This window comes from Burkholderia aenigmatica, from assembly GCF_902499175.1.
GTDB classification, from domain to species: domain Bacteria; phylum Pseudomonadota; class Gammaproteobacteria; order Burkholderiales; family Burkholderiaceae; genus Burkholderia; species Burkholderia aenigmatica.
In genome coordinates, this window is the sequence record NZ_CABVQC010000041.1 from 59,439 (window position 1) to 79,931 (window position 20,493).

The window sequence follows — 20,493 nt, forward strand, 5'->3', positions numbered from 1 at the left end:
TCCGGCCGCCGGAGGTCAGGCCTGTGCGGGTGCGGCCTTCACGCGAAACAGCTGCTTGAGGCCGGAGAACAGCGGCGCCTTCACGGTGCCCGGCGCACGGCCGAAGCTTTCGGTGATGCGGTCGAGAATGATCGCGAGCAGCACGACCGACAGACCGCTTTCGAAACCGAGCCCGATGTCGAGGCGCTGGATACTGGCGAGCACGTCGTTGCCGAGGCCGCCCGCGCCGACCATCGACGCGATGATCACCATCGACAGCGCCATCATGATCGTCTGGTTCACGCCCTGCATGATCGACGGCAGCGCATTCGGGAACTGCACCTTGTACAGCAACTGCCACGGCGTGCAACCGAAGGCCTGGCCGGCTTCGACGATCTCGCGGTTCACGTGGCGGATACCGAGGCTCGTCAGGCGCACCGCAGGCGGCATCGCGAAGATCACCGTCGACAGGATCCCCGGCACGCGGCCGAGACCGAACAGCATCGCGGCCGGAATCAGGTAGACGAACGCGGGCATCGTCTGCATCAGGTCGAGGATCGGGCGCACGATCGCGGCCACCCACTTGCTCTTCGCCGCCCAGACGCCGAGCGGGATGCCGAGCACGAGGCTGATGATCGTCGACGACAGCGTGAGGCCGAGCGTGATGACGGTCTGATCCCAGAAGCCCGTCGCGAAGATCAGCAGCAGCGACGCGGTGGTGAACAGCGCGAAGCGCCAGCCCACCCGCCACAGCCCGACGCCGATGAAGATCGCCATCATCATCCACATCGGGATCGCCTGCAGGCTGTGCTCGACGAATGCCGCGAGCCCCTCGATCGCCTGACCGATCGTGTCGAACGTCTTGGCGTCGTGGTCGAGCAGGTAGTGAACGGACTGGTCGACCCAGGTACCGAGCGGAATCATTTCAGACATGGGAACCTCGCGAACGCGTGATGGCCTTCAGGATGAGCGCACGATCGACCGAGCCGCAGTAGCAGCCGTCGTCGTCGACGACAGGCAGTGCATTCGGGCTCGCGACCACGCGCGCGACGACATGTTCGAGCGACGCATCGCGGCGGATGGATTCGATCGGGCTCACGGACGGCGTCGCCTGACCGATCGCATCGCGCGTGACGAAGCCGCGAAGCTTGCGTTGCGCATCAAGCACGAACGCATAGTCGGCACTGCCGTTCAGCGTCGCCGCGACGTTCGCGGCATCGCACTTCGACACGATCGGCACGGCGCCCGTCTGCATCAGGTCGCCGGCCGTCAGGTAGCGGCTGGTGTCGATGCCGTCGAAGAACGCGCGCACGTAATCGTCGGCCGGGTTCGCGATGATGTCCTGCGGCGTGCCGACCTGCACGAGCCGGCCGCCTTCCATGATCGCGATGCGGTTGCCGATGCGCAGCGCCTCCTCCAGATCGTGCGACACGAACATGATCGTGCGGCGCTGTTCCTTCTGCAGTTGCAGCAGCACATCCTGCATCTCCCGGCGCTTGAGCGGATCGAGTGCGGAGAACGCCTCGTCCATGATCATCAGCGACGGGTTCACGGCCAGCGCGCGGGCGAGGCCGACGCGCTGCTGCATGCCGCCCGACAGCTCGGACGGCAGCTTGTGCGAGAACGGCGCGAGGCCGACCTGCTCGAGCACTTCCATCGCGCGGCGCTCGCGTTCCTTCTTGCTGACACCCGCGACCTCGAGGCCGAACGCGGCGTTCGACACCACGGAGCGATGCGGCATCAGCGCGAACGACTGGAACACCATGCTCATGTCCTTGCGGCGCAGCGCGGTCAGCGCCGAGCGGCGTGCCGACGCGACGTCGAGCCCGTCGATCATCACCTTGCCGGCGCTTGGATCGACCAGGCGGTTCACGAGGCGGATCAGCGTCGACTTGCCTGAGCCGGACAGGCCCATCAGCACGAAAATTTCGCCTTCCTGCACATCGAAGGAGACGTTGTGCACGCCGACGACCTGACCGGTGCGCTTGAGCACCTCGTCCTTCGTCGCGCCGGCGGCGAGCATGTCGAGCGCCTGCTGCGGGTTGCTTCCAAACACCTTGCACAGACCTTCGACCACGACCTTGGGGGCATCCATCGAAACCTTCTCCTCGTGTAGCGGGGACTCGCGCTTGTCATAGCGTGCCTACATAGTTGCCAGAAAAAACCCCGACCTGCCGACGAATTACGACAAACGCTTGCGCAAATACGACACGGCCTCCAGCCCCGCCTGGCGGGCCGCGGCACGCGGCGGCACCCGATTGCGGCGGCGCAATACGCGCACGACCAACAACGGCGGGCATCGCGCGTCGGACTTGTGCGCAGCAGCGCGACGCAGATCGCGTCGCGTTTTGCGCCGATTCGCATCGGGCACGCGTCGCTTTACGACAATTTCACGTCCGATCGCACGTCGATCTGCTCAGACGAATGAGCGAGGCATCCACCAATAAAAAGCATGACCGTGCAAAAAGCCGCGCGACGACACCGGACGGCGCGCGCCGCGATACCGCGCCACCCCGGAAAATCCGCGACGGCCGCTGTGATACATTCCCCGCCAACAGGCTGATCGCGACGCAGGCCGCCACGCGGCTACCGTTGTCAGCCGCGCATGCCGGTTCGCCTGCCGGCCATGCCGACACCGCCTCGATCGGCACAAGTCCGATCGCGGGCCGATAACGATACGAGAGAGGGAGCAAGGCGAGATGAACTGGGCTTTTACCGCAATCGGCTTCATCGTGGGCGGGATTGCCGCATTGATCGGGGATTTCTCCGCCATCACCGGCGCAATGCTCGGCGCCGCGATCGGGTTCTGCCTCGACAACACGCTGCAACAGCGCAAGCGCAAGACCAAGGGCGCGGCACCCGACACGTTCGCGATGCAGGCACCCCCCGTACAGCCGCCGGTTCCGCTTGCCGAGCGCGTCGCGCGCCTCGAAGCAACCGTCGAGACGCTGACGCGCGAAGTCGCGTCGCTGCGCGGCCAGCTGGCCGGTGCGAAGACCGGTTCGGCCACGACTGACGCGATGGTGCACACGCCGATCAGCGCCGCCTTTGCCACCCCATCCGCACCCGTCCCGCCTTCGGCCGCCCTGCCGCCGCGCCCGCCTGCGCAGCCGGCTGCCGCACGTGCGGACGCACCCGCATCCGCTTCGGCACCGGCTCGCGCCGCTGCACCGGCATCGATACCGGCACCGGCCGCGGCGACCCGCGCAAGCGAAACGCGCGTGCCCTCTGCACCGTCGGCTCCGCCCGCGCCGCCCAAGCCGCGCGAACCCGACCTCGTCGAGCGCGCCTTCCGCGCCGCGCGCGACTGGCTGCTCGGCGGCAACACGGTCGTGCGCATCGGGATCATCGTGCTGTTCTTCGGCGTCGCGTTCCTGCTCAAGTACGCGGCCGACAACAACATGCTGCCGATCGAATTCCGCCTCGCCGGCACCGCGCTCGCCGCGGCCGCGCTGCTCGCGATCGGCTGGCGCGTGCGTGCGCGCCGCGCGGCGTACGGGCTCGTGCTGCAAGGAGGCGGCGTCGGCATCCTGTACCTGACGATCTTCGCCGCGACGAAGCTTTACGCACTGCTACCGGTCGGCGCTGCGTTCCCGCTGATGGTCGCCGTGTGCGCGCTGAGCGCGTTCCTCGCGGTGCGGCAGAACGCGCTGCCGCTCGCGTTCATGGGCAGCGCCGGCGGCTTTCTCGCGCCGGTGCTGCTGTCGACCGGCCAGGGCAACCACGTCGCGCTGTTCAGCTACTACGCGCTGCTGAACGCGGGCATCTTCGCGATCGCGTGGTTCAAGGCCTGGCGGCCGCTGAACCTGCTCGGCTTCGTGTTCACGTTCACGATCGGCTCGGCGTGGGGCGTGACGGCCTACCGCCCCGCGCTGTTCGCGAGCACCGAGCCGTTCCTCATCCTGTTCTTCCTGATGTATGTCGGCATCGCGCTGCTGTATGCGGTGAAGCGCGAACTCGCGCTGCGGCACTACGTGGACGGCACGCTGGTGTTCGGCACGCCGATCGTCGCGACCGCGCTGCAGGCATCGCTCGTGAAAGACATGCCGTTCGGGCTCGCGTGGAGCGCCGTCGCGCTGTCGGCGTTCTACGTCGTGGTCACCGCGTGGCTTGCGCGGCGCCGCGACCGCCTCGCGCTACTGTTCGAATCCACGCTCGCGCTCGCGGTGATCTTCGCGACGCTGGCCGTGCCGCTCGCGTTCTCGGGCCCGACGACCAGCGCCGCATGGGCGATCGAAGGCGCGGCCGTCGCCTGGCTCGGCGTGCGCGAGAAGCGCATGCTGCGGTTCGCCTTCGGGCTGCTGATGCAGGTTGCCGCGGCCGGCGCGTTCTTCACGAGCCTGCTCGGGCCGGCCGACGCCACCGCGCTGCCCGTGCTGAACAGCCCGTACATCGCGATGCTGCTGATCGCGCTCGCCGGCCTGTTCACCGGCTGGTGGCTGCACGGGCGCAGCGAAGCGCGCGCGTGGCATGCGTGGATGCCCGAGATCGGTGCCGCCGCTGCCGCGTGGGGACTGCTGTGGTGGGTGAGCGGCGGCCTGCACGAGATCCTCGTCTACGCGAGCCGTCACGTCGACCTGCATGCCGACCGCTTCGTCGTCGATACGACCGCGCTGTTCGCGGCCGGCACCGCGTGGCTCGCGCACGTCGCGCGCCGCCGGCTTGCGTGGCCGCTCGCCGAATGGCCCGCGCTCGCGCTGACGCCGGTGCTGGCGCTGCTCGCGCTGCGTGTGTTCGATGCACATGAAGCGCCACTGTCGGGATTGGGCGCGTTCGCCTGGCCCGTCGCCGTCGGCGCAGGCCTTGCGCTGCTGTGGCGCCAGTCGCGCGGCACGGCAAGCGCCGATTCCGCGAACGGCACGACGCATTCCATCGCCGCAGGCATCCTCGCGCCGCTGCACACGCTGACGTTCTGGACCCTGTGCGGGCTGCTGTCGCTCGAAGGCTTCTGGCGCCTGCGCGCGTACGTGCCCGAAGGCGCGTGGAGCTGGAGCGCGTGGGCCTACGGCTTCGGCGCGCTGCTCCTGCTGGTGTCCGGCCCCGGCTCGCGCCTGCGCTGGCCTGTCGCGGCGTTCCCGCGCGCGTACCAGGTGTGGGGCGCGGCACCGCTCGCCGCGCTGCTGTGGCTGTGGAGCATCGCCAGCGTGACCAGCGACGGCAACGCGGCGCCGCTCTTCTGGCTCCCGCTGCTCAACCCGCTCGACATCGCGCAGTTCCTCGTGTTCGTCGCGTTCGCCGTGTGGCTGCGCCGCCTGCGAACGCTCGGCATCGCGTGGCATCCGCGCGTCGTCGACTACGCGGCCATCGCCACCGTGTTCCTGTGGTTCAACGCGCTGATGCTGCGCACGCTGCATCACCGCTTCCACATGGTCTACGACATCGACACCGTGCTGTCGTCGTTCGGCATCCAGCAGGTGTTCATGGTCGGCTGGAGCCTGTTCGCGTTCGCAGGCATGTGGCTGACGCGCCGCGACGGCATCGCCCGCGTGTGCGCGCTCGCGTCGCTGCCGCTGATCGTCGTGATGTGGGTGTGGACCTTCTACGCGAACTTCACGCAGGACGGCGGAAGCTGGGCGCGCGTGCCACTCTTCAACCCGCTCGACCTCGTGCTCGCGGTGGTCTATGCGCTCGCCGCGACGTGGTTCGTGCGTGCGCGCAAGCTCGGCTGGTCGTTCGACAACTATCGTGTCGCGCTGCTGAGTGCGGCCGGCGCCACCGCGTTCCTGTGGCTGAACGCGATCCTGCTGCGCACGCTGCATCACTGGGCCGGCGTGCCGTACGAACTCGGCGCGATGGCGGAATCAACGCTCGTGCAGGCGTCGGTGTCCGTGTACTGGACACTCTGCGCGCTCGCGATCACGATCTGGGCCACGCGCCGCAGGCTGCGTCCGCTGTGGTTCGTCGGCGCCGCGCTGCTCGCGCTCACGGTCGTCAAGCTGTTCCTGTTCGACCTGTCGCACGTGACCGGCATCGAGCGCATCGTGTCGTTCATCGGCATCGGCGTGCTGCTGCTGTTGATCGGCTATTTCTCGCCGCTGCCGCCCAAAACCGCCGCGCAACAGGACGACACGCCATGAAACGACTCGCCGCCCTGCTCGGCCTGAGCCTGCTCGCGTCGGTCGCGGCGGCCGACGGCACGCCGGGTGCCGGGCGCGGCACGCAGCGCTTCTCGCTCGACCTGGACGGCGCCGCCGCGTACTACCAGCTCACCGTGCCGCAGCCCGTCTATGCGGCGAGCCGGCGCGACGATCTCGGCGACGTGCGCATCTTCAACGGCGCGGGCGAGCCGGTGCCGTATTCGCTCGACGCGCCCGCCGTGGTCACGCCCGCCGTGCCGCCTGCGCGCACGCCGGTGCACTGGTTCCCGCTGCCGCCCGCCCGCGCCGACAACGGCAACGCGCCGCTCGGCGTGACGGTCGGCCCGGACGGCGCGCTGCGCGCGGGCGTCGCCACACCGGCGCGCGCGAAGCACGGCGCGGATCTCGTCGACCTGTCTCATGCGGACGGCGACATCGACGCGCTGCTCGTACACGTGGGTGACGACAGCTACCAGGGGCGTGTCGCCGTCGAAGCCAGCGACGACCTGCGCAGCTGGCGATCGCTCGGCAGCACGCAGCTGCTGAAGGTGGGCCACGGCGACGACATGCTGGTGCAGGAGCGTATCGCGCTCGAAGGCGCGGCGCCGCGCTACCTGCGGCTCGACTGGCTCGACGGCGCGCCCGCGATCGCGTCGATCGACGTCGAGACGCACCCGCGCAACGCACACGGGACCGACACCGCCTCCGTGCCGCGCCAATGGCGCGATGCCGTCCACGTGCGGGCGGGCGGCACGCCCGGCGAGTACCTGTTCGACACCGATGGCGCGTATCCCGTCGACCGCGTACGCATCGACCTGCCGCAGCCGAATACCGTCGCGCGCGCGACGCTGCAGAGCCGCGCCGACGCGCAGGCGCCGTGGCGCGACGTCGCGGGCGCCGTGCTGTTCCGGCTGCAGGGCAAGGCCGGCGAGCAGCGCAATCCGCCGCTCGAGTTCGCGGCGAATACGGATCGCGCGTGGCGGATCGTCGTCGACATGCGCAACGGCGGCTTCGGCGGCGGCCAGCCGGCCGTCGCGATCGGCTGGCATCCGGCCGCGCTGACGTTCGTCGCGCGCGGCGCGCCGCCGTTTACGCTCGGCGTCGGCGACGCGTCGCGCGTGTCGTCGGCCGTGAGCCGCGACGCACTGCTGGTCGGCATGGCGCCCGAAGTGCGGCCCGCGCGCGTCGGCGCGGCGTTGCCGGTATCGGCGGTCGTGCCGGCGCCGGCCGCCGATACGGACGCGCCGCGCCGCTTCGTGCTGTGGGGCGCGCTGATCGTCGCGGTCGGCGTGCTCGGCACGATTGCATGGCGCCTCGCGAAAGGCGGCGGCGATACGCGCGGCCGCGACGAGTGACACCGCGCGGTCATGCGCGCCCCCGTCGCCCGTCTTTACGCGCCGTTTATCTCGCGTGCCGGTTTCTTTCGACGGTCGCAATGCATAACTGCGTACAGTCGTCGCATCGGAACCACGATGCGACGACATGCAGGAAACCTATCCATCGTATGAGCGGCCGGCGCCACGCCTGCGCGTGCACCCGGCCCTGCGGCTGAAGCGGCTGCTGCTGCCATTCACGATCGCGCTGCCGCTGTCGATCGCATTGCCCGTGCACGCCGATGACACACCAGCGGCACCGGTCGCCGCCGCCAGCACGTCCGAAGCCTCGCCGCCCCCCACCCTCGACACGATCGTCACCGCGCTGCGCAACCGCTTTCACATCGCGTATGCCGATGCGCGCACGATCGCGCGCGCGGTGCAGACCGAATCGGATCGCTACGGGCTTGCCCCGGCGCTGCTGCTCGCGATCATCGCGGTCGAGTCGGGCTTCGATCGCCGTGCGGTCAGTGTCGCCGGTGCGCGCGGATTGATGCAGGTGCTGCCCACCGCCCATCGCGATCTCGTCGCGCATGTGAAGGACCTCTCTGATCCGGCCACCAACGTGCGGATCGGCGCGGCCATCTTCCGCGGCTATCTCGAAGACGCGGACGGCGACGTCGAAACCGCGCTCGTGCGCTACAACGGCGGCACGAAACGCTATGCGCAACGCGTCGCGCTGCGCGTGCAGCAATTCGATGCGCAGTTGCGCCGTTCGAACGACGCGGCGAGCGACGCACTGCGCACCGCCGCGAACCCCTGAGCTCGTCGCTACTGCGCGCCGGCAAGCCGGTAGCCGACGCCCGTCTCCGTCACGATGTATGCGGGCCGCCGCGGATCGCACTCCAGCTTGCGCCGCAGGTGGCCGACATACACGCGCAGGTAGTGCGCATCCTTACCGTGCGCCGCACCCCACACCTCGTTCAGCAGGCGGTCGTGCGTGAGCAATCGGCCCGCGTGATGCGCAAGCGCGGCCAGCAAGCGGAATTCGATCGGACTCAGATGCACGCGCGCCCCGCCGCGCAGCACCTGGCGATCGGCGAGATCGACTGTCACGTCGCCGAAGCGTACGCACACCGCATCGATGCGCCCGCCGCCGGCTTGCCGCCGCAGATGTGCGCGAATCCGCGCGATCAGCTCGGCGGCGCCGAACGGCTTGGTCAGGTAGTCGTCCGCGCCCGCGTCGAGCGCGGCCACCTTATCGCGTTCCGCGCTCAGCGCCGACAGCACGATCAGCGGCGCGGCCGAGCACGCGCGCAGCGCACGGATCAGTTCGGTGCCGCCGAGATCGCGCAGGTTCGTATCCGCGACGATCAGGTCGGGCCGTCGTGCACCGACGGCCGCCACGCCCGCCGCACCGGTCGCAGCCTCGACGACGTGCATGTGTTCGGCCTTCAGCGCGACACGGACGAAATGCCGGATGAACCTGTCTTCGTCGACGATCACGATGACGACGGTCGGTTCGCTCATCCGGCAGCGCCTTCGTCCGGTGCGCGATGCGCGCGCATGTTCAAACCCATCCGCATGCCACCAGCACCATGTCGATCAGCTTGATGAACGGGAACGGCAGCAGCACGCCGCCGAGGCCGTACAGCAGCAGGTTGCGGCGCAGCAGCGGCGCGGCGCCGAGCGGACGATAGCGCACGCCCTTCAACGCGAGCGGGATCAACGCGACGATGATCAGCGCGTTGAAGATCACCGCCGACAGGATCGCCGACGCTGGCGACGCGAGGTGCATCACGTCGAGCACGCGCAGTTGCGGATACGTCGTCGCGAACGCGGCCGGGATGATCGCGAAATACTTCGCGACGTCGTTCGCGATCGAGAACGTCGTCAGCGAGCCGCGCGTCATCAGCATCTGCTTGCCGATCTCGACGATCTCGATCAGCTTCGTCGGGTTCGAGTCGAGGTCGACCATGTTGCCGGCCTCCTTCGCCGCCTGCGTGCCGGTGTTCATCGCAACCGCCACGTCGGCCTGCGCGAGCGCCGGCGCGTCGTTGGTACCGTCGCCCGTCATCGCGACGAGGCGGCCGACCGCCTGATGCTCGCGGATCGTCGCGAGCTTGGTTTCCGGCGTCGCTTCCGCGAGGAAATCGTCGCCCCCCGCTTCCGCCGCGATCGCCGCGGCCGTCAGCCGGTTGTCGCCCGTCACCATCACGGTCTTGATGCCCATCTTGCGCAGTTCCGCGAAGCGCTCCTTGATGCCGCCCTTCACGATGTCCTTCAGCTCGATCACGCCGAGCACGCGAGCGACACCGTCGACACGCTCCGCCACCGCGAGCGGCGTGCTGCCGCGGCGCGCGATGTCGGTCACGACCGCTTCGACTTCGCGCGTGACGCGGCCACCGTGGGACTCGACGTAATGCTTGATCGCGTCCGCCGCGCCTTTGCGGATCTCGCGACCCGGCGCCCCGGAGGAAGTCCCCTTGGGGGACAGATCGACGCCGCTCATCCGCGTCTGCGCGCTGAACGACAGGAACACCGGATGTAGCGCATGCATGTCGCGCTCGCGCAGGTTGAAACGCTGCTTCGCGAGCACGACGATGCTGCGGCCTTCCGGCGTTTCGTCGGCGAGCGATGACAGCTGCGCGGCATCGGCCAGCGCTTCCTCGGTCACGAACGGCGCGGGCACGAACGCCGATGCCTGGCGGTTGCCCAGCGTGATCGTGCCGGTCTTGTCGAGCAGCAGCACGTCGACGTCGCCGGCCGCTTCCACCGCGCGGCCCGATGTCGCGATCACGTTCGCCTGCATCATCCGGCTCATCCCCGCTACGCCGATCGCGGACAAGAGGCCGCCGATCGTCGTCGGGATCAGGCACACGAGCAGTGCAACCAGTGCGGTGATCGTCACGACATGGCCGGCCTTCATCGCTTCGACCGCGAACGTCGAGAACGGCAGCAAGGTGGCGGTCGCGAGCAGCATCACGATCGTCAAAGCAACGAGCAGGATCGTCAGTGCGATCTCGTTCGGCGTCTTCTTGCGCTTCGCGCCTTCGACCATCGCGATCATCCGGTCGAGGAACGCCTCGCCCGGATTGACGGCGACCCGCACGACGATCCAGTCGGACAGCACGCGCGTGCCGCCCGTGACCGACGAGAAGTCGCCGCCCGCCTCACGGATCACCGGCGCGGATTCGCCGGTAATCGCCGATTCGTCGACCGACGCGACACCTTCGATCACGTCGCCGTCGGCCGGGATCGTGTCACCGGTTTCGACGAGCACGACGTCGCCTTTGCGCAGGTCGGTCGACGCCATCACCTCGACGGGTGCCTTCGCACGCGGCGCCGCGAGCTTTTTCGCGACCACGTTGTGCTTCGCACTGCGCAGCGATGCGGCCTGCGCCTTCGAGCGCCCTTCGGCGAGCGCTTCGGCGAAGTTGGCGAACAGCACGGTGAACCACAGCCACAGCGCGATCGCGACGATGAAGCCGGCGGGTGCTTCGGCCTGGCCGAACAGCGCGGCGATCCACAGGATCGTGGTCAGGATGCTGCCGACGTACACGCAGAACATCACCGGATTGCGGAACTGCGTACGCGGCGTGAGTTTCCTGAACGAATCGGCGATCGCGGGGCGCACGAGCGCGGGATCGAACATCGAGCGCACGGCCGTGCGCGGATGAGCTGGCTGCGCGGGGCGCGAGCCTGGCACGGGTGAGAGAGACATGGCGGTTTCCTTTTGCCGGCACGCCCGCGCAGCGGCATCCGGCATCGGTCAGGCGAGCCGGCTGCCTTCGCGCGTTTTCGCGTGCGGCTTCCGTTTCCACGAAACCATCTTATGAAGGTTCGCGTGAAGATCGCGGCAAAGGATCGCGTCAAGGTATAAAAAGCGCGTAAACGTCCGTTTCGCCGCGGCGCGGCGGGGGTGTCTCAAGGGCCGTACACGAGCGGGAGCGCCACACTCCGCTCATACGACGTTTACGCGGCAAAGCAGGAAAACGAACCGGCGCACGGCGTTCAGCCGAACGTGTAGCGCCCGTGCTGACGCGGCCGCCACGGCGACGAGCGGCAGCTCGCAGCACCGGCCGCGCGTCGCGCTGCCCAGCCTGCGCCACGTCGCACATGCAGGTCGCGCCGGGCCACCGCGACCACGCGCGACGGCAACGCATAGGCGAGACGCCGCACGGCCGCCACGCGTACGGCCATGCGCGACGCAGGCGACACGCGACGTGCAACCTGCGCGACGGGCCGCTTGCAGAGGATCGCGCTGTCGTAACGCTTGCCGTCGAAACGCATCACGTCGACGACGTCGAAACCTTGCGCGCCGTAGAACGCCAGCAAGTGCGAAGCGGGATGCGGCGTATCGAGTGCGAGCAGCGTATAGCCGCGCAACGCGGCCCACTGCTCGGCGAACGACAGCAGCAGCGCACCGATCCCGCGGCTCTGGCAATCGGGGTCCACCGCCACCTGCCGCACGCTCGCGACGCCTTCGCGCCGGTACAGCGAGCACGCCGACGACGGATCGGTCGCATACAGCGTGGCCGTGCCGATCACCCGCCCGCCGCACACGGCGACGTAGCACTCACCGGCTTCCGCGCGACGGCGCGTGACGTCCTCGCCCTGGTCGACGCACGTGCAGTTGAGCCCCATCGCGCCGAGCCGCGCGAACGCGCGATGCAGCATCGGCGTGAGTTGTGCATAACTGTCGAAGGCCGGATCGAAACGCCTCACGATCACCCGATCGGCGCACACCGAAGGCGGCGCGGCAGGCGTGTGTTCGGCGATCGCATTCCAGGGTATCGACATTGCCTTGCTCCGTGGTTGGGATGCCCGAAGTCTATGAGCGCGCTGGCTGCCCTCGCAAGAAAAAATGTCGTAAAAGTTTGGGGAAATGCGTGTGGAGGGACGGTGACATCGATGCGTGTCGCGGCTTCGTTTGCGGGGTGAAGGACGCGTGAAGCCGGACCGATCGTTGTGCGCGCAAGCAACGCCATTCACGTCGGCATCGAATGCCGACACGTGCGCCGTTGACACATGCGGCGGCGCCATCCAGACTCGCTGGTTCCTCCCCGCACCGAGCGCGCTCATGGTCACCTGCTTCCTTCGCTACGTCATCGATCCGTACAAGCTCGATCAGTTCGAGACCTACGGCAAGATGTGGATTCCGCTCGTCGAAAAATTCGGCGGCACGCATCACGGCTACTTCCTGCCGTCCGAAGGGGCGAACAACATTGCGCTCGCGATGTTCTCGTTCCCGAGCCTCGCCGAATACGAGCGCTACCGCGAGCGCTCGATGGACGATCCGGCCTGCCAGGCCGCGTTCCGCTACGCGGAGGACACGCGCTGCATCGTCAGCTACGAGCGCAGCTTCTTCCGGCCGGTATTCGAGTAACGGACAACGGCCCCGCACATCGCGCCCCTTTTCCCGACCGGGACGAAAAAAAGCCCCGCCTGCATCCGCGCGGCGGGGCCAACCCATGTCAGTAGAGACATCAAGGAGGAGACGGGCCCATCTTATCGACCACGGCCCGCCCTCCCAACCAAGCATTTCTGCTATCGATCTGGACGGCCGGGCACACGATTGCCCCTGCCGCGCGGCATATCGATAGAACGAAAAGTCGTTTTCAGAGTGGCGGCGGGGTCGTTACCATCTGGGTTTTAAGCCTGTGCTTAGCCGGGCAAGCCATCCCCAAGGAGCGCCCCTTGACTGCATTCGATCAACACCGCCGCCCGTTCGTCGTCGGCATTGGCGGTACCACCCGGGCAGCGTCGTCGACCGAACGCGCGCTGTCGTTCGCGTTGCGCGGTGCGCAGGCGGCCGGCGCACGCACGCGCCTGTTCGACGGCCCGTTCCTGCATACGCTGCCGCACTACGCGCCCGAACACAAAACGTTGACCGACGCGCAGCGCGAACTGATCGACGCCGTGCGCCAGGCCGACGCGATCATCATCGCGACGCCCGGCTATCACGGCGGCGTCTCCGGCCTCGTGAAGAACGCGCTCGACACGCTCGAGGAACTGCGCGCGGACGATCGCCCCTATCTCGACGGACGCGCGGTCGGCCTGATCGTCACCGCCTACGGCTGGCAGGCGGCCGGCACCGTGCTGACGTCGCTGCGTTCGATCGTGCACGCGCTGCGCGGCTGGCCGACGCCGTTCGGCGCGACCGTGAACACGCTCGAAACGCGCTTCGACAGCGCCGACAGTTGCTCCGATCTGAAGGTCGTCGCCCAACTCGAGACGGTCGGCACGCAGGCGGCCGAGTTCGCGCTCGCGTTCGCATCGCATCGCGCGGCGTCGCATGCGGCATCGGTCGATGCGCTCGCGCCCGTGCTGAAGATCGCCAACCAGTAACTTCCCCGCCTTCCACCGCCCGCGCCCGGCCGACCCGATTCGCCGGCGCGGGCGGCGTGCATTCGGACGAGCGGCCACGCGCCGCGCACGCCGACGCCTCTCCGTGCCGCCCGTGCCCCGCGCCGATAACGATTCGGCCCACCGCGTGATTTGCATTGGCCGAAAGATTGGTTCACGCCGCGGGCGGGTTTTCGTACGCTGAACCTCCGAACTTTCTCCGCGCACGCCATGAACCGTACGATCCGCTACAAGGGCTACGAAGTTGCCCCCGCTGCCGCCCGGTTGCCGAACGGGCTGTTCGCCGCCAACCTGACGATCGAGAAGGCGAGCGGCGGCCCGTCGCCGCGCGCCGTGTCGTTCGACGCGATCGATTTCTTCTTCGAGGAAGAGCACGCGCTGGCCTACGCGTCCCGCTGGGGCCGCCTCTGGGTCGACACGCACGCGTGACGCACGCCTGACCGGCACGCGCATGGCCGCTCGAAAATACGCGTTTACGGAAGCTATGCAAGAATCTTTCGACCCGTAATCGCATAGCAACAGCCATGAGTGACACGCTGCAGGAAGAGCATGCAGCAGCAGATCACGCAATGCGCAACTGGACCTTCGAGAGGCCAGGTCCGGTCCGGATCGGTTCCGATGCGCACATGCAGATGTTCTGCCGCATGCTGCTCGACACACACAACCCGTACAAGCCGGCGGTGATCGACTGGCCGCCGCTCAAGCCCGCCGAACTCAAACGGCTCACGTCGCTGCCGATCTGGGACATCGCGGTGCAGACCGAAGGCCGCGCATCGATCCGCGTGGCGACCTATGCGGCGACCATCGGCGATCCGCTGCTGCGCCGCGCGCTCGAGATGGACGGTGGCGAGGAAGCGCGCCACAAGGTCGTGCTGTCGAAGCTCGTCGAGGCCTACGGCATCCGGCTCGCTCCCGAGCCGCCCTATCCCGCGCCGAAGGATCCCGAGTGGTCGTGGATGGTCACGGGCTTCAGCGAATGCATCGACAGCTTCTTCGCGTTCGGGCTGTTCCGTTCCGCGCAGCGCTCCGGCTACTTCCCGCCCGAACTCGTCGACACCTTCGAACCGGTGATCCAGGAAGAAGGCCGCCACATCCTGTTCTTCGTGAACTGGTACGCGTGGTACTGGCGCAGCCTGCCGTGGTGGCGCCGGCCGTGGTTCTTCGCGCGGGTCGCGGCCGTGTGGGTGCATTTGATTCGTGAACGCATCGGTATCGCGCGCGGCATCGATTCCGACGGCGTCGCGCGCGACGCGAACTTCCCGGCGACCGGCACCGCCGATATCGGCGACGCGCTCAACCCGCGCGAGCTGATCGAACTGTGTCTTGCGGAGAACGACCGGCGGATGGCCGGCTACGACACGCGCCTGCTGCGCCCGATGTTCGTGCCGCGCATGGCGCGGTTCGCGCTGCGGTTTCTCAAGAAGTAAGGCAACCGCTCGGGACAGGGCCCGGTTGCCCGGTCGAGCAACCGGGCAACGCCCGTCGACGATCGTCACGCCGGGACGGCCCGAGTTGCGCCGGAATCCGGCGGCTCGCAGTCGCTTCGTCCGCATCCGGGCGCGCAGCAGACGATCCGCTGCGATCGATGCATCCGTTCTGTTCCGTGCCCTGCGTCCTGTTCGAACCTCGATGCGTGCTCGTCGCACTTGCACGGCGAACCGCATCCGTTGGATCGCCCGGCCCGCCGACGGCTCGGCGTCACCCCATCGCACGCGGTACGAGACCGTACCGCGCTGCATCCGGCTGCCGGGTGTGCCGCGCACGCCACATTTGCTCCCGCCCTTTTTTCTGGAACTTCGGCGCGCGTGCGCCGCGCCCGGACAAATTGTCACATCCAGGATCTGATGATTCGGTGGCGCCGCCGCCCTTGCCGGCCAACGTCATTCACACCCTGTCGCCAGCCGGCCCAAAGCGGAAGCGGGTCACGCCTCCCGGACGGGTTTACCCCCTCTCCGAATCCCGCCCGAATATCAACATAACCGAAACAGTCAATAGGACAAATTCGAAAGACGAATGATGACGGCCCAGCCCACCGCTCTGTAGCACTTTTTTACAAATTCGACGCCCCAACCGGCCCGAAACGCCCGTCTCGCGGGCCACCGTCGCGCCCAGGATGCGCAAATCAGCACAGCCCAATAGTCGAAACTCCAAATTAAATTGATTTATAGATAACGCACAAAATCAATAGAAAATCGACACTCAAATCATGAATTAACAAATTAACAAGATAGTAATCATATTATCCATTCGCACACCCAACAACATTACATTCATGAAAGGATTTCCTGATGCGCAAACGTTTGCTATTTCATTTGTCTTACGTTTGAGCTCTTCGGACGTGTAATCTACCGCACAAAAGCTACACAACCAATTGATTTTAATAAGAAAAATAGAGTCTCCAGCGCATCGACAGAACGCTACAACGAGCATTCTTGCACCCTTCAAATGCATTCCGCAGCAATACATCAAAACGCGATGTATTGACCATCCTTTAACTTTCAAAACCTTCCATTTATCACTCTTTGTCAATTTAAAAAATCCCGATCCAATAAACTCCGCCCATCAATTTTGAGATTCGCGCGAGCGCACGGAGTAATCCTCTAACGAAAGAGACCGGTGTGTGGCGTGCACATTTGGAGGTAGCAGGACATGAACCGCACATACCGCTCGATCTGGAACGAAGCGCTTGGCGCGTGGGTCGCAGCATCGGAAATCGATTCGGCACGGGGCAAGCCGAACAAGTCGGCTGTCGTGGTCGCCATCGCCGCCACACTCGCGGTCGCGTTGCCTTCGCTCGCGAGCGCGGCAACCTACATACCCGGAACCGTCAACGGGTTCGGGCAATTCTCGGTGTCGAGCTGCACGTCCTCGAGCGGCAGTACCGCTGCCGGTCGAACGACGATGGGCGATACGAACGCCTATCCCACCGACGGTTCAGGCACGTGGTCGACCGTGACGGGCTGTAACGCGTCCGGCGGCAACAACCTCGCCGCGACGGTTTACGGCACCTACGCCCAGGTAACCGGCAAGGGCGGCACCGCTCATCAGGGCTTCCTCAGCTCGGCCGCCATGTGGGGCACCGCCGCCGGTCTCGAAACGACCGCGAGCGGTGTCGGCTCGACTGCGCTGGGTTTCGGCTCAACCGCAAATGCACTGAACTCCGTCGCGATCGGCGGCGCAGCCGGCAACGGCACGACACCGCTGTCGTATGCGAATTCCACCATCGCATCTGGCGCGGGCTCGGTCGCAATCGGCAGCAACGCCACGAAGGGCGCTCAGTCGGCCGCTTCGGACGGCATCGCGATCGGCGGGCAGTCGTCCGTCACGTCGAGCGCCACTTCGGGTATCGCGATCGGTCGCGGTGCAACCGTCAACGGCGCTTACGGCATCGCGCAAGGCGACGGCGTCGTCTCCGGCGCGATGGGCCAGAACGTCGCCATCGGCTCGTCGGGCACGACCGCCAACAGCGGTTCCGCGAACGGCGGCGCCGTGGCGATCGGTCGCGCACAGACGGCCAGCGGCGACGGCGCAGTCGCGCTCGGTACCAGCAACTCGGCCAGCGGCACGGGTGCGGTCACGCTCGGCAACGGCAACTCGGCGAACGGCACCGGCGCGGTTGCGTTGGGCAGTGCCAACAGCGTGACGGGTGCGGGTTCGGTCGGTATCGGCAGCAGCGCCACGGCGACTTACGCGGGTTCGACCGCGGTCGGCGCTTCGTCGTATGCGGGCGGCGCTTCGGCGCCTGCCGCCGCTTACGGCAGCGGCAGTTCCGCGACGGCGAACTATGCGACCGCGATCGGTGTCAATGCCAACGCTGCCGGCGGGGGCAGCGTGGCGCTTGGCGTCGCCACAGCAAGTGCGGTCCAGAGCGTTGCGATCGGCCAGACAACCACGGCGTCCCAAGCCGGCAATATTGCGATCGGGTCTTTCGCGACCGCAAGCGGCAACGGTAATGCAGTCGCGATGGGCTACCAGTCGACCGCTTCGGCCGGCAACGCGCTGGCGCTCGGTTACCAGTCGGTGGCCAACGTGACCAACTCCGTTGCCCTCGGCAACAACTCGGCGACGATCGGTACGGCGAACTCGGCGACCGGTGGCACCGGTTCGGTCAGCTCCGCCACGATCGGTGGCCAGACGTTCAGCAACTTTGCCGGCGCAAGCGGTGCCAACGGCGTCGTCAGCGTCGGTACGGCAGGCAACGAGCGCCGCATCCAGAACGTTGCCGCGGGCCTCGTCACCTCGAGCAGCACCGACGCGATCAACGGCAGCCAGCTCTACTCGGTCGCGAGCACGACGACGTCGAGCATCGTGAGCCTGTCGACGTCGGCTTCGACCGGTTTGTCGTCGGCTAACAGCTCGATCGGTTCGCTGTCGACTTCCACGTCGACGGGTCTCTCGTCGGCTAACAGCTCGATCGGTTCGCTGTCGACCGGCCTCACGTCGCTGTCGACTTCTGCGTCGACTGGCCTGTCGTCGGCGAATAGCTCGATCGGTTCGCTGTCCACCTCCACGTCGACGGGTCTCTCGTCGGCTAACAGCTCGATCGGCTCGCTGTCGACCGGCGTTACGTCGCTGTCGACTTCCGCGTCGACGGGCCTGTCGTCGGCCAATAGCTCGATCGGTTCGCTGTCCACCTCCACGTCGACGGGTCTCTCGTCGGCTAACAGCTCGATCGGTTCGCTGTCCACCGGCGTTACGTCGCTGTCGACTTCCGCGTCGACCGGCCTGTCGTCGGCCAATAGCTCGATCGGTTCGCTGTCCACCGGCGTCACGTCGCTCTCGACCTCCGCGTCGACCGGCCTCTCGTCGGCCAACAGCTCGATTGGTTCGCTGTCCACCGGCGTCACGTCGCTCTCGACCTCCGCGTCGACCGGCCTCTCGTCGGCCAACAGCTCGATCGGTTCGCTGTCCACCGGCGTCACGTCGCTGTCGACTTCCGCGTCGACGGGCCTGTCGTCGGCCAATAGCTCGATCTCTTCGTTGTCGACCGGCGTTACGTCGCTGTCGACTTCCACGTCGACCGGCCTCTCGTCGGCGAATAGCTCGATCGGTTCGCTGTCCACCGGCGTCACGTCGCTGTCGACTTCCGCGTCGACCGGCCTCTCGTCGGCTAACAGCTCGATCGGTTCGCTCTCGACCTCCACGTCGACGGGTCTGTCGTCGGCCAATAGCTCCATCTCGTCGCTGTCCACCGGCGTCACGTCGCTGTCGACTTCCGCGTCGACTGGCCTCTCGTCGGCTAACAGCTCGATCGGTTCGCTCTCGACCTCCACGTCGACGGGTCTCTCGTCGGCCAATAGCTCCATCTCGTCGCTGTCCACCGGCGTCACGTCGCTGTCGACTTCCGCGTCGACCGGCCTCTCGTCGGCCAACAGCTCGATCGGCTCGCTGTCCACCGGTGTCACGTCGCTCTCGACCTCCGCGTCGACCGGTCTCTCATCGGCCACCAGCTCGATCGGTTCGCTGTCGACCGGTTTGAGCTCGACCAACAGCACGGTCCTGTCGCTGTCGACGTCGACGTCGACCGGCCTGTCGTCGGCCACGAGCTCGATCGGTTCGCTGTCGACCGGCCTGAGCTCGGTCACGGTCAAGACGGACAACCTCGGCAACAGCACGGCATCGGCACTCGGCGGCGGGTCCAAGTACGATCCGACGACCGGGACGGTCTCCGCACCGGCGTACACGACCTACAACGCGAACGGCACGGCGACGACCGCCAACAGCGTCGGCTCGGCGATCGACAACATCAACAGCCAGGGCATCAAGTACTTCCACGCGAATTCGACCGGCGCCGACAGCACCGCGACCGGCACCGACGCCGTCGCCATCGGCACCGGCGCCGTCGCTGGCACCAACAATTCCGTTGCGCTCGGCGCCAACTCGCAGACCAACACGGCGTCTGCCACGAGCAGCGCGACCGTCGGCGGTGTCACGTTCGACGGCTTTGCAGGCACTTCGCCGGTCGGCACAGTTAGCGTCGGCAGCGCCAAAAACGAGCGGCAAATCACCAACGTCGCCGCCGGCCAGGTAACGTCGAGCAGCACCGACGCGGTCAACGGCAGCCAGCTCTATTCGGTCGCCGCACAGGTTGGTAGCGCGACCAGCGCCATTTCGTCGCTGTCCACTTCGACGTCGACGGGTCTGTCGTCGGCGAATAGCTCGATCGGTTCGCTGTCGACGTCGACCTCGACGGGTCTGTCGTCGGCTAACAGTTCGATCGGCTCGCTGTCGACCTCGACGTCGACCGGCCTCTCGACGGCTAACAGCTCGATCGGCTCGCTGTCGACCTCGACGTCGACCGGCCTCTCGTCGGCCAACAGCTCGATCGGTTCGCTGTCGACGTCCACGTCGACCGGCCTCTCGTCGGCGAATAGCTCGATTGGTTCGCTGTCGACCTCCACGTCGACGGGTCTGTCGTCGGCCAATAGTTCGATTGGTTCGCTGTCGACCTCGACCTCGACCGGCCTGTCGTCGGCCAACAGCTCGATCGGCTCGCTGTCGACCTCCACGTCGACGGGTCTGTCGTCGGCCAACAGCTCGATCGGCTCGCTGTCGACTTCGACCTCCACGGGTCTGTCGTCGGCTAACAGCTCCATCGGCTCGCTGTCGACCTCCACGTCGACCGGTCTCTCGTCGGCCAACAGCTCGATCGGCTCGCTCTCGACGTCCACGTCGACGGGTCTGTCGTCGGCTAACAGCTCGATCGGTTCGCTCTCGACCTCCACGTCGACCGGTCTCTCGTCGGCTAACAGCTC

At 67.2% G+C, this 20,493-nt stretch carries 12 protein-coding genes and 2 pseudogenes; 9 read left to right on the forward strand and 5 right to left on the reverse strand.

Annotated features, from left to right (window positions below; translation table 11 throughout):
- Positions 1-15: 15 nt before the first annotated feature.
- Both choW and BDO18943_RS26225 read right to left on the reverse strand, forming a co-directional pair.
- On the reverse strand, positions 16-912 hold the full coding sequence (gene choW, locus BDO18943_RS26220; protein ID WP_043180664.1) for a choline ABC transporter permease subunit: 897 nt from the start codon (positions 910-912) through the stop codon (positions 16-18).
- A pseudogene (locus BDO18943_RS26225) lies at positions 905-2,196 on the reverse strand (quaternary amine ABC transporter ATP-binding protein); the annotation flags it as partial. The gene choW and the pseudogene BDO18943_RS26225, both read right to left, overlap by 8 nt.
- Before the next feature lie 207 nt (positions 2,197-2,403).
- Between BDO18943_RS26225 and BDO18943_RS26230 the strand changes: the two are divergent.
- The 4 genes from BDO18943_RS26230 to BDO18943_RS26245 all read left to right on the forward strand — a co-directional run bounded on the left by BDO18943_RS26230 (position 2,404) and on the right by BDO18943_RS26245 (position 8,192).
- On the forward strand, positions 2,404-2,652 hold the full coding sequence (locus BDO18943_RS26230; protein WP_175024624.1) for a hypothetical protein: 249 nt from the start codon (positions 2,404-2,406) through the stop codon (positions 2,650-2,652).
- Positions 2,653-2,678: 26 nt separating this feature from the next.
- Complete coding sequence (locus tag BDO18943_RS26235; protein ID WP_175024625.1) at positions 2,679-6,056, forward strand: DUF2339 domain-containing protein; 3,378 nt, start codon at positions 2,679-2,681, stop codon at positions 6,054-6,056.
- A complete protein-coding gene (locus BDO18943_RS26240; RefSeq protein ID WP_175024626.1) occupies positions 6,053-7,411 on the forward strand; it encodes a DUF3999 domain-containing protein in 1,359 nt (452 codons plus the stop codon). Before BDO18943_RS26235 ends, BDO18943_RS26240 begins: the two co-directional genes overlap by 4 nt.
- 127 nt (positions 7,412-7,538) lie before the next feature.
- Positions 7,539-8,192, forward strand: a complete 654-nt coding sequence (locus tag BDO18943_RS26245) for a lytic transglycosylase domain-containing protein (RefSeq protein ID WP_175024627.1) — start codon at positions 7,539-7,541, stop codon at positions 8,190-8,192.
- Positions 8,193-8,200: 8 nt separating this feature from the next.
- On the opposite strand, the gene BDO18943_RS26250 is transcribed toward BDO18943_RS26245, so the two are convergent.
- The 3 genes from BDO18943_RS26250 to BDO18943_RS26260 form a co-directional block, all read right to left on the reverse strand.
- A complete protein-coding gene (locus BDO18943_RS26250) occupies positions 8,201-8,899 on the reverse strand; it encodes a response regulator (RefSeq protein WP_175024628.1) in 699 nt (232 codons plus the stop codon).
- Between the two features lie 40 nt (positions 8,900-8,939).
- On the reverse strand, positions 8,940-11,024 hold the full coding sequence (kdpB, locus tag BDO18943_RS26255; RefSeq protein WP_175024636.1) for a potassium-transporting ATPase subunit KdpB: 2,085 nt from the start codon (positions 11,022-11,024) through the stop codon (positions 8,940-8,942).
- A 359-nt stretch (positions 11,025-11,383) separates the two neighbouring features.
- Positions 11,384-12,172 carry a GNAT family N-acetyltransferase gene (locus tag BDO18943_RS26260; RefSeq protein ID WP_175024629.1) on the reverse strand — a complete coding sequence of 263 codons (789 nt, stop codon included), beginning with the start codon at positions 12,170-12,172 and terminating at the stop codon, positions 11,384-11,386.
- Between the two features lie 280 nt (positions 12,173-12,452).
- Here BDO18943_RS26260 and BDO18943_RS26265 point away from each other — a divergent pair, with 280 nt between their 5' ends.
- The 5 genes and pseudogenes from BDO18943_RS26265 to BDO18943_RS26285 all read left to right on the forward strand — a co-directional run.
- A complete protein-coding gene (locus BDO18943_RS26265; RefSeq protein ID WP_122949615.1) occupies positions 12,453-12,758 on the forward strand; it encodes an NIPSNAP family protein in 306 nt (101 codons plus the stop codon).
- Positions 12,759-13,069: 311 nt separating this feature from the next.
- Positions 13,070-13,720, forward strand: coding sequence for an NADPH-dependent FMN reductase (locus BDO18943_RS26270; protein ID WP_175024630.1), 651 nt, complete (start codon positions 13,070-13,072; stop codon positions 13,718-13,720).
- A 228-nt stretch (positions 13,721-13,948) separates the two neighbouring features.
- Positions 13,949-14,167 carry a hypothetical protein gene (locus tag BDO18943_RS26275; RefSeq protein ID WP_043180681.1) on the forward strand — a complete coding sequence of 73 codons (219 nt, stop codon included), beginning with the start codon at positions 13,949-13,951 and terminating at the stop codon, positions 14,165-14,167.
- Between the two features lie 95 nt (positions 14,168-14,262).
- Positions 14,263-15,165: a ferritin-like domain-containing protein gene (locus tag BDO18943_RS26280; protein WP_175024631.1), complete on the forward strand. Its 903-nt coding sequence runs from the start codon at positions 14,263-14,265 to the stop codon at positions 15,163-15,165.
- Between the two features lie 1,222 nt (positions 15,166-16,387).
- Positions 16,388-20,089, forward strand: a pseudogene (locus BDO18943_RS26285) (ESPR-type extended signal peptide-containing protein); the annotation flags it as partial.
- Between the last annotated feature and the right edge of the window lie 404 nt (positions 20,090-20,493).